The 8,000-nt window shown below is 31.0% G+C and carries 8 protein-coding genes; 4 read left to right on the top strand and 4 right to left on the bottom strand.

Annotated elements, in window-relative coordinates:
* The first annotated feature begins 152 nt into the window (after positions 1–152).
* Positions 153–1,082, top strand: a complete 930-nt coding sequence (locus N5D03_RS11495; protein ID WP_280051732.1) for a glutaminase — start codon at positions 153–155, stop codon at positions 1,080–1,082.
* On the opposite strand, the gene cmk is transcribed toward N5D03_RS11495, so the two are convergent.
* Complete coding sequence (gene cmk / locus N5D03_RS11490) at positions 1,072–1,758, bottom strand: (d)CMP kinase (RefSeq protein WP_280051731.1); 687 nt, start codon at positions 1,756–1,758, stop codon at positions 1,072–1,074. The genes N5D03_RS11495 and cmk overlap by 11 nt on opposite strands.
* A 51-nt stretch (positions 1,759–1,809) precedes the next feature.
* On the bottom strand, positions 1,810–2,835 hold the full coding sequence (gene porQ / locus N5D03_RS11485) for a type IX secretion system protein PorQ (protein WP_280051730.1): 1,026 nt from the start codon (positions 2,833–2,835) through the stop codon (positions 1,810–1,812).
* A gap of 117 nt (positions 2,836–2,952) precedes the next feature.
* On the opposite strand from porQ, the gene N5D03_RS11480 reads away from it, so the two are divergent.
* Positions 2,953–5,223: a DUF2339 domain-containing protein gene (locus N5D03_RS11480; protein ID WP_280051729.1), complete on the top strand. Its 2,271-nt coding sequence runs from the start codon at positions 2,953–2,955 to the stop codon at positions 5,221–5,223.
* Positions 5,224–5,238: 15 nt separating this feature from the next.
* Here N5D03_RS11480 and N5D03_RS11475 read toward each other — a convergent pair whose 3' ends face one another.
* Positions 5,239–5,628 carry a mechanosensitive ion channel domain-containing protein gene (locus N5D03_RS11475; RefSeq protein WP_280051728.1) on the bottom strand — a complete coding sequence of 130 codons (390 nt, stop codon included), beginning with the start codon at positions 5,626–5,628 and terminating at the stop codon, positions 5,239–5,241.
* On the bottom strand, positions 5,603–6,535 hold the full coding sequence (locus tag N5D03_RS11470) for a mechanosensitive ion channel domain-containing protein (RefSeq protein WP_280051727.1): 933 nt from the start codon (positions 6,533–6,535) through the stop codon (positions 5,603–5,605). The genes N5D03_RS11475 and N5D03_RS11470 overlap by 26 nt, the downstream gene beginning before the upstream one ends.
* A gap of 159 nt (positions 6,536–6,694) precedes the next feature.
* Between N5D03_RS11470 and zupT the strand changes: the two genes are divergently transcribed.
* Positions 6,695–7,477 carry a zinc transporter ZupT gene (gene zupT, locus N5D03_RS11465; protein ID WP_115002203.1) on the top strand — a complete coding sequence of 261 codons (783 nt, stop codon included), beginning with the start codon at positions 6,695–6,697 and terminating at the stop codon, positions 7,475–7,477.
* A gap of 153 nt (positions 7,478–7,630) precedes the next feature.
* Positions 7,631–7,954, top strand: a complete 324-nt coding sequence (locus tag N5D03_RS11460; RefSeq protein ID WP_115002202.1) for a hypothetical protein — start codon at positions 7,631–7,633, stop codon at positions 7,952–7,954.
* Positions 7,955–8,000: the final 46 nt, after the last annotated feature.

The raw sequence follows: 8,000 nt of genomic DNA, 5'->3' as shown, positions 1-8,000 counted from the left end.
ACAAAAAGAAAAGAAAAAGGGATACTTTATAGTTAACTACTCGGGAGGAATTGTCGCAAAGCGAGAATAATTTATTCAAAAAAATAAATAAATTTTTAATTTTGTTTAACATGTAAAATAGATTTACATTCATACTATATATAATATGCGCGATGATTTCGAAAGAAAAAGAATATTTTGAGATAATAAATAACATTTACCTAAAAGTAATTGAAGAAGAAAATTTGGGAGAAACAGCTAACTATATACCTGAATTATCTAAAATAGACGGTGAGAAATTTGGAGTTTCTTTATTGTTTACGGATCAACTTCAGTTTGGATTTGGTAATTGTGAAGAAAAATTCTCGATTCAAAGTATTTCAAAAGTATTGCTTTTGGCTTTAGTTTATAGAGAAATTGGCGAGAAAATTTGGGAAAGAGTTGATGTAGAACCTTCGGGAACGCCTTTTAATTCATTATTGCAATTAGAAACTGACAAAGGAATTCCTAGAAATCCATTTATTAATTCGGGCGCTTTAGTGGTTTGCGACATCTTAATTGATATTTGCGATAATCCGAAAGCATATTTTTTAGATTTTATCAAAAAGGTTTCTGGTAATTATTCTATTCAATATTCTGATAAAATTGCAAAAAGTGAGTTTTCTACTGCTTATCGTAATACAGCTTTGACAAATTTTATAAAATCGTTGGGCAACATTCATAATTCTCCTGATGAAGTTCTGGATTTGTATGTTTATATCTGCTCGATTGAAATGTCGTGTATGGAGTTGAGTAAAACTTTTTCTTTTTTGGCTAATAAAGGAAAAAACTTATTTGATGATTATCAAGTTTTAAACATTAGTCAAACAAAACGAATCAACGCTATTATGCAAACTTGCGGTTTCTATGATGAATCTGGTGAATTTGCTTTTCGTGTTGGATTACCTGGAAAAAGTGGTGTTGGCGGAGGAATTGTTGCAATTATGCCCAAATATTACATTGTTTCAGTTTGGAGTCCTAAACTAAACTTAAAAGGAAACTCCTATCGAGGAATGAAATTTTTGGAAGAATTTACAACCGCAACAGAGGATTCTATTTTTTAGAATTGATAATCTCCATCACTTTATTCACCGTTTCTTCTAAATTCATGTTCGAATTATCAACTTCTATTGCATCATCTGCTTTACGAAGTGGTGAATATGCGCGATGAGAATCTATATAATCTCTTTCGTTCACATTTTTTAGAACCTCATCTAATGGAATATTTTTCCCTTGTTGTTGATATTCTAAAAAGCGACGTTGCGCACGAACTTCTGGTGAAGCTGTAACAAAAATTTTGATATCTGCATTTGGAAAAACTGTTGTCCCAATATCGCGACCATCCATCACAATACCTCCTTTTTCTCCCATTTGCTGTTGAAGCGCTACACAATAATCGCGAACAGCAGGAATCTCAGAAATTGGACTAACCATTTTAGAAACTTCCATCGTACGAATATCAGCTTCTACATTTTCACCATTCAAAAAGGTAAGATTCTTTTGAGTTATAAGATCTTGTTTAAATTCTATCTTAATGTCAGATAAATTGATTATTAATGCTTGCTCATCAATTTTATTATCGACAATATACTGATGTTGAAATGCATACAAAGTCACAGCGCGATACATTGCACCGCTATCAATATGTGTATAACCAAGATTTCTTGCAATAATTTTTGACATCGAACTTTTTCCTGTAGAAGAATATCCGTCGATTGCAATAATTAAATTTTCTTTCATCTATATAGAATTGAAGACAAAGATAAGATTTTATAGTTGTTTGAAAAGTTTTTATAACCAAGGATTACTTCTCCAATAATCTCGACCTTGAATAATTCGGTCTAAATTGAGAATCAAACCAAAGTGATTAGAACCTCCAGATTTGTGGTAATTCGCATGACTAAACTCGAATCGAAAAGCATTTATACGGATTCCAAAACCATACGTTAAACCAGATAAAGAGCGAATTCCTTCGGCTGCTAATTCATTTCCACGTTTGAAATTATAACCTAAACGCATATTAAAATCTGATTCTGGAAATAATTCTGCTCCAACCGAAAGGTGATCAATCATTTTTCTTCCAGCAGAAACTTCTTGTCCGTTTTTATTATAAGGTTGGGAAATATCAAACTTCTGTAAATCGTGCAAAGAAAACGTAAATTCTAACGGAACATGTTCTAATCGATGAGAAATTCCCAAATTAACTTGCGTTGGCATATCTTCTTTTTTGCCATTATACGTTTGAATTTGTTGACCGATATTACGCACAACCAGCGAAACATTGATATTTTTATCAAAATCGTGGTACGAAAGACCAACATCTCCAGCAATTGCCGAAGATTTATATGATTCGATAGTAGAATTGATGTATTTTAAATTTGCTCCAACTGTCCAATAATCACCCAAAACACGTGCATAACCAACTGTAATCGCTGCATCATTTGCTTTGAAATTCCCTGTCACATTTCCGTTTTCGTCAGTTCCAATTAATTTTCCGTAATCAACATATTGACCATGAACAGAAACAAAATTTTCTTGATCGATTTCATAAACCGTCGAAAATGTCCCGAAATCTACATCCGCAATATAATTGACGTAATTGATTCCGAATTGACCGTGCATTTCTCGGTTCATCAAAGCTGGATTCCATAAAGAAGAATTGGGATCTGCATCCCAAGAAGTTGCTGCATTTCCTCCCAAAGCCGCTTGACGTGGAGAAGTTGTAATGTTCAAAAACTCGTAAACACGCGTTCCATCTTGCGCAAAAATCGAAGTTGATAGCGCGATAAACAATAATGTACTTAGCTTTTTAAACATTTAGCAAAAATAAAGATTTTGTAGAATAACGAAAACAGAATGATTTTGGTATGTATGAAACAAAATTTTAGGCTTTCTGAAAAAAAGCTTAACTTCAATTTACCTAAAAAACACTTTATGGAATTTTTAATTGCCATTATTATATTCGTATTGATTGTTATTTTGTTTAATAAAGTTTCGAAACTAAAAAAACAAATTGATTATCAAGAAACTAAACTAAAGCATTTGCAAGAGCAATTGAATGCGAAAGAAATTAAAACTGAATCAAAACCAATTGTTGAGCAACCAAAAATAGTTGAAGAGAAAAAAATTGAACCTCAACCAGAAGTTGTTTCCTATCATAAAGTTGAAATGCCAAAAGGTATTTTTGACAAAATCCCACCAAAACAAACAACTGAAAGTAGTTTTGATAAAAATCTAAACAGCGCAATTGCATTTATTAAAGACAATTTCTTGACGATTTTCGGAATTGTAACCTTAGTTCTAGGAATTGCTTACTTCGTAAAATATGCAATTGATCAAAATTGGATCAACGAAACTTTCCGAGTAATGATTGGAATTGGAGTTGGTTTAGGAATTATTGGAATTGCTCATTTTATTCGGAAAAATTTTGAAATCTTTTCTTCCATCTTAATCGGTGGCGGATTAACCGTTTTATATTTCACCTTAACCATCGCCTTCCGAGAATATCATTTACTTTCTCAGAATACCACTTTTGGATTATTAACAATTGTAACGATTTTCTCTATCGTGATGGCAATGTTATATAATCGACAAGTTTTAGCCATTTTTTCGATTATTGGTGGTTTTACCGCTCCATTGATGATTAGTACAGGCGAAAGCAATTTTGTATTTCTGTTTGGTTATTTAACGATTCTAAACTTGAGTATGCTGTACATGGCTTGGCGAAAAGATTGGCAAGTTATTTCGTTTATCGCATTTGGCTTTACCTTTATATATAGTATCGCTTGGATCGACAATTCTAAAACCTCAACGCAATATCTTTTCTTTGGCTTGCTTTACGTTATTTTCACTATTACAAGTTTAATTAACTACATCAAAAAAGGAGAATTTTCGGTTTGGAATTGCCTTTTACTAATTTTCAATACCATTTTATCAACCATTTTAATTTCTTCGGTTTATTATTTTATTGTTGGAAATAATAATGGTTTAATGGCTTTCATATTTGGATTGATAAACGCTTTCGGTGCATTTTACATCTACAAAACATCTAAAAATAATTTATTACAAAATACCTTAATCGGTTTGAGTATTGCGCTTATCACAACTGCAATTGCCTTACAATTTAAAGCAAATGTCGTCTCGATTTGTTTCTCGATTGAATCAACCTTGTTACTGTTTCTTTGGAAAAAAAGTAAAGAAAACATTTTCAAAGTCTTTTTCATTGCGATGTTTCCATTTTTATTGATTGCTTTATGCGTCAATTGGTTTGATTATATCAATATTGAAAAACATTTAGTCGTAATTTTCAATCACGTTTTCATCACAAGTTTTATTGCATTAATTTGTTCTATTGCGAATATATATTTGATGAAAGATTTCGAAACCGAAGAACAATTTTTAGGTTTCAAGCTCAATCATTCCAAATTTATTTTCATCTCAACATCACTTTTATTGATGTACACAGGAATTTTGTTCGAATTAATTTACCAAATCGAACCTTATTTCAACTTTATGATGATTGTAAGTTATGTATTGATTTATACATTATTCTTTATTGCATTTGTTTTAGCGCAGCGCGAAAAACTAAATTTAGGAAATGCTTTGCAACTTGTTTTACAAATTTCTGCGGCTTTTTGCATTCTATTTTTACCAATGTTTGCCGAAATTCCGTTGTTACCAAGCAAAACAAATTACAACATCGGTAGTTATTTTCTTTATTTGAGTTATCTCATTCCGACCGCTTACATTATTTATTTAGTTGTAAAAAGTAGCGATTTCCAAAGCTCCAAAGCAAAACAAATCATCAGCATGTTTGTCTTGGTTTATGTGATTAGTTTCGAGAAATACAATGGTTTTATGTTAATAACACTCGACGAAAGTTCATCTAATTTTTCGCATCAAGCCGATATTTTCCGAATGATATTATTGCCAATTATTTGGGCAGTTTTAGGATTTGTATTGATTTATTTCGGATTAAGAAAACAACTGAAAGGTTTTCCTATTGTTGGAATTATATTATTTGGATTGATTATTCTAAAATTATATTTCGTTGATGTTTGGGAAATGAGCAATATTTTCAGAATAATATCTTTTATTGTTTTAGGAATTTTAATCTTATTAACTTCTTTTATGTATCAAAAACTAAAAAATTTGATGGTTAATTTGATGGAAAAACCGAGCGAAAACAAAGAAGCTGAACAATAATGTTCAGCTTCTTTGTTAATTATTTCTTTTCAATGCTTCAGCAATTACACGCATATCATCCGAAGAAGGTGACTCGAAAATCTCTAAATGAAAATATGGAACAACCGCAATAATATGATCGAAAATATCAGCCATAATCACTTCATATTCGTTCCAAACTGTTGTATTCGTAAACATAAATAGTTCAATTGGTAAACCGTGTTCGGTTGGTTGAAGTTGTCGAACCTCGAACATCAAATCTGTTCTAATTTTTGGACTATTATAGGTATATGTCTTGATATATTGTCGAAAAAGACCAATATTCGTCATTCGTCTTCCATTCGCCAAAATCGTTGGATCAACTTTATTCGATACATTATATTGATTGATTTCATTCGTTCTATCTACAATAAAATCGTGTAACATTCGGATTTTTTTTCAATTCTTCAATTTCTTCTTCTGTCAAAAATCGAATCGAATTCATTTTAATATTTATTGAACGTTTAATGCGTCTTCCACCTGCATTTTGCATACCGCGATAATTACGAAACGAATCTGAAACTAATGCATACGTCGGAATTGTTGTAATTGTTTTATCAAAATTCTGAACTTTTACCGTTCCTAAATTAATTTCGGTAACTGTTCCATCTGCGCCATATTTCGTCATCTCAATCCAATCACCCACGCGCACCATATCATTCATCGAAACCTGAATACTTGCCACAAAACCTAATATCGAATCTTTAAAAACCAACATCAAAACCGCCGAAGCCGCTCCCAAAGAAACCAAAAATGTAATAGGCGATTTTCCTGTCGCAATCGAAAAAATTAGAATTCCGCAAACAAAGAAAACTAAAATATTCATCACTTGCAGATAACTATCAATTGGTTTATCCGAAAAAGATTTATTACCTCGAAGAAAATCCCTGAACGTTTTAAAAATTGCATTAAACAACAATCCAACAGCAATTACCAACGCAACATCTGTAATCTGCATCGCAATTTTGATCCAATTAGGAAATCCTTTGAAGATAAGAGGAATTGCTTCTTTGGCTACAATTACAGGAACGATGTGTGTAGCGAATTGTAAAACTCTATTCTTAATCAATAAATCGTCAATCTTGGTTTTACTTTTTGCAATAAAATTTGTTAAAACGAGTAATAATACTTTTCGTAATAAAAAATCGATCGCATATAATATAATGACTAACAAAATTGATAAAATAATTGTTGTCATTATTGTTGTAGAATAACTCGAAAATCCCAATTTGGCAATCATTTCGAGCATTGAGCGATACACATCGCTTTGAATATTTTCGTCTAAAAGTTCCATCTGAATAAAAACTAATACAACAAAAATAAGTTTATCCTTTTCATAATTTACAACAACTGATAAATTACATTGAAATTTGTTGGTTTCTTAATTTATCTTGGTTCAAAACAATGAAAAGATTATATTTGTTAGATTAATCTAACTTATTTATTAAAATTAATGTTTTCAAATCCGCTAATATTTGCTTTTAGTTTAACCTTTCTTGCCGGAATCAGCACTGGAATAGGAAGTCTTTTATGTTTATTGTACAAAAAATTCAATCCAAAATTCTTAGGCGTAATGTTGGGAATTTCTGCTGGTGTAATGCTTTATGTCTCTTTTGTAGAAATTTTAACAAAAGCTAAATTATCATTATTAAGTGTTTTTGGAGAAAAATTAGGTTACACTTATACATTATTGGGATTTTTTGCAGGAATTTTAATCATCATTTTAATCGATAAAATATTGCCTCATCATCATTGCGATGAAAATAAAACAGAGACAAACGATCAGAAATTATTGCGTTTAGGTTTGTTTTCTGCTTTAGCTTTATCAATTCATAATTTCCCTGAAGGATTAGCAACTTTTTTGTCAGCATTAGAAAATCCAACTTACGGAATTTCTATTGCATCTGCCATCGCCATTCATAATATTCCAGAAGGAATTGCTGTTGCAATCCCTATTTATTACGCTACAAAAAATAGAAAAAAAGCATTTCTATACTCTTTTTTATCAGGATTAACAGAACCTATTGGCGCATTAATTGGCTATTTTGTATTGTTACAATTTTTTGATGAATCAATTTTCGGGGCAATTTTCGCGAGCGTCGCAGGGATGATGGTTTATATTTCGATCAATGAATTAATTCCGACGGCAAACGAATACGCTGGAAAAAAATTATCAACTTACGGAATTGTAATCGGTATGTTTGTAATGGCGGTTAGTCTTGTACTTTTTATGTAAAAACAAAAAAACTTCCCGAAAAGAGAAGTAATTTTGAGAAATGATATAAATTAACACATGAGGATTTTGTTACTGCAAATGTATACAGTAAATAAAACTCAAAGCTTAACAGAATATCATTAGATTGTTAAGCGAAGATTAAATAGAAAGATTATGAAAAATATAGTTTTACTTTTTTGCTTTACTATCATTTATAGTTGTTCGTCATCTTCAGATTTTCACAACATAAATGATCACATTGAAGATGGAAAATATTGTGCGAATGTCAAGGTTATAACGAACAAATCAACCAAGACATATCGATTAACTATAACTGCGAAAAATAATTATTTACATAAAATTGATTGGCCAAATGGTGGTTGGCTGGATAATACACATTACAAACTTCCTGAGTTTTATGAAAATGAAGCTACTTTTATAGATGATAGAGCCCGAAAATTTGAAGTAAAAATTATACAAGAAGGAGAATGTAAATAAAAAAAGCTCGAAACTAATGTTTCGAGCTTTTGCTTAGTACTCGGAG

It is taken from the genome of Empedobacter sp. GD03861 (assembly GCF_029840885.1).
Taxonomy (GTDB): Bacteria; Bacteroidota; Bacteroidia; order Flavobacteriales; family Weeksellaceae; genus Empedobacter; species Empedobacter falsenii_B.
This window is presented reverse-complemented; position numbering and strand designations above follow the sequence as displayed.

Bases quoted from the DNA above. Each gene is read 5' to 3' on its own strand.
- N5D03_RS11460 (WP_115002202.1), top strand. From the start codon at position 7,631: ATGAAAAATATAGTTTTACTTTTTTGCTTTACTATCATTTATAGTTGT.
- porQ (WP_280051730.1), bottom strand. From the start codon at position 2,835: ATGTTTAAAAAGCTAAGTACATTATTGTTTATCGCGCTATCAACTTCG.
- zupT (WP_115002203.1), top strand. From the start codon at position 6,695: ATGTTTTCAAATCCGCTAATATTTGCTTTTAGTTTAACCTTTCTTGCC.
- N5D03_RS11475 (WP_280051728.1), bottom strand. From the start codon at position 5,628: ATGTTACACGATTTTATTGTAGATAGAACGAATGAAATCAATCAATAT.
- cmk (WP_280051731.1), bottom strand. From the start codon at position 1,758: ATGAAAGAAAATTTAATTATTGCAATCGACGGATATTCTTCTACAGGA.
- N5D03_RS11470 (WP_280051727.1), bottom strand. From the start codon at position 6,535: ATGGAACTTTTAGACGAAAATATTCAAAGCGATGTGTATCGCTCAATG.
- N5D03_RS11495 (WP_280051732.1), top strand. From the start codon at position 153: ATGATTTCGAAAGAAAAAGAATATTTTGAGATAATAAATAACATTTAC.
- N5D03_RS11480 (WP_280051729.1), top strand. From the start codon at position 2,953: ATGGAATTTTTAATTGCCATTATTATATTCGTATTGATTGTTATTTTG.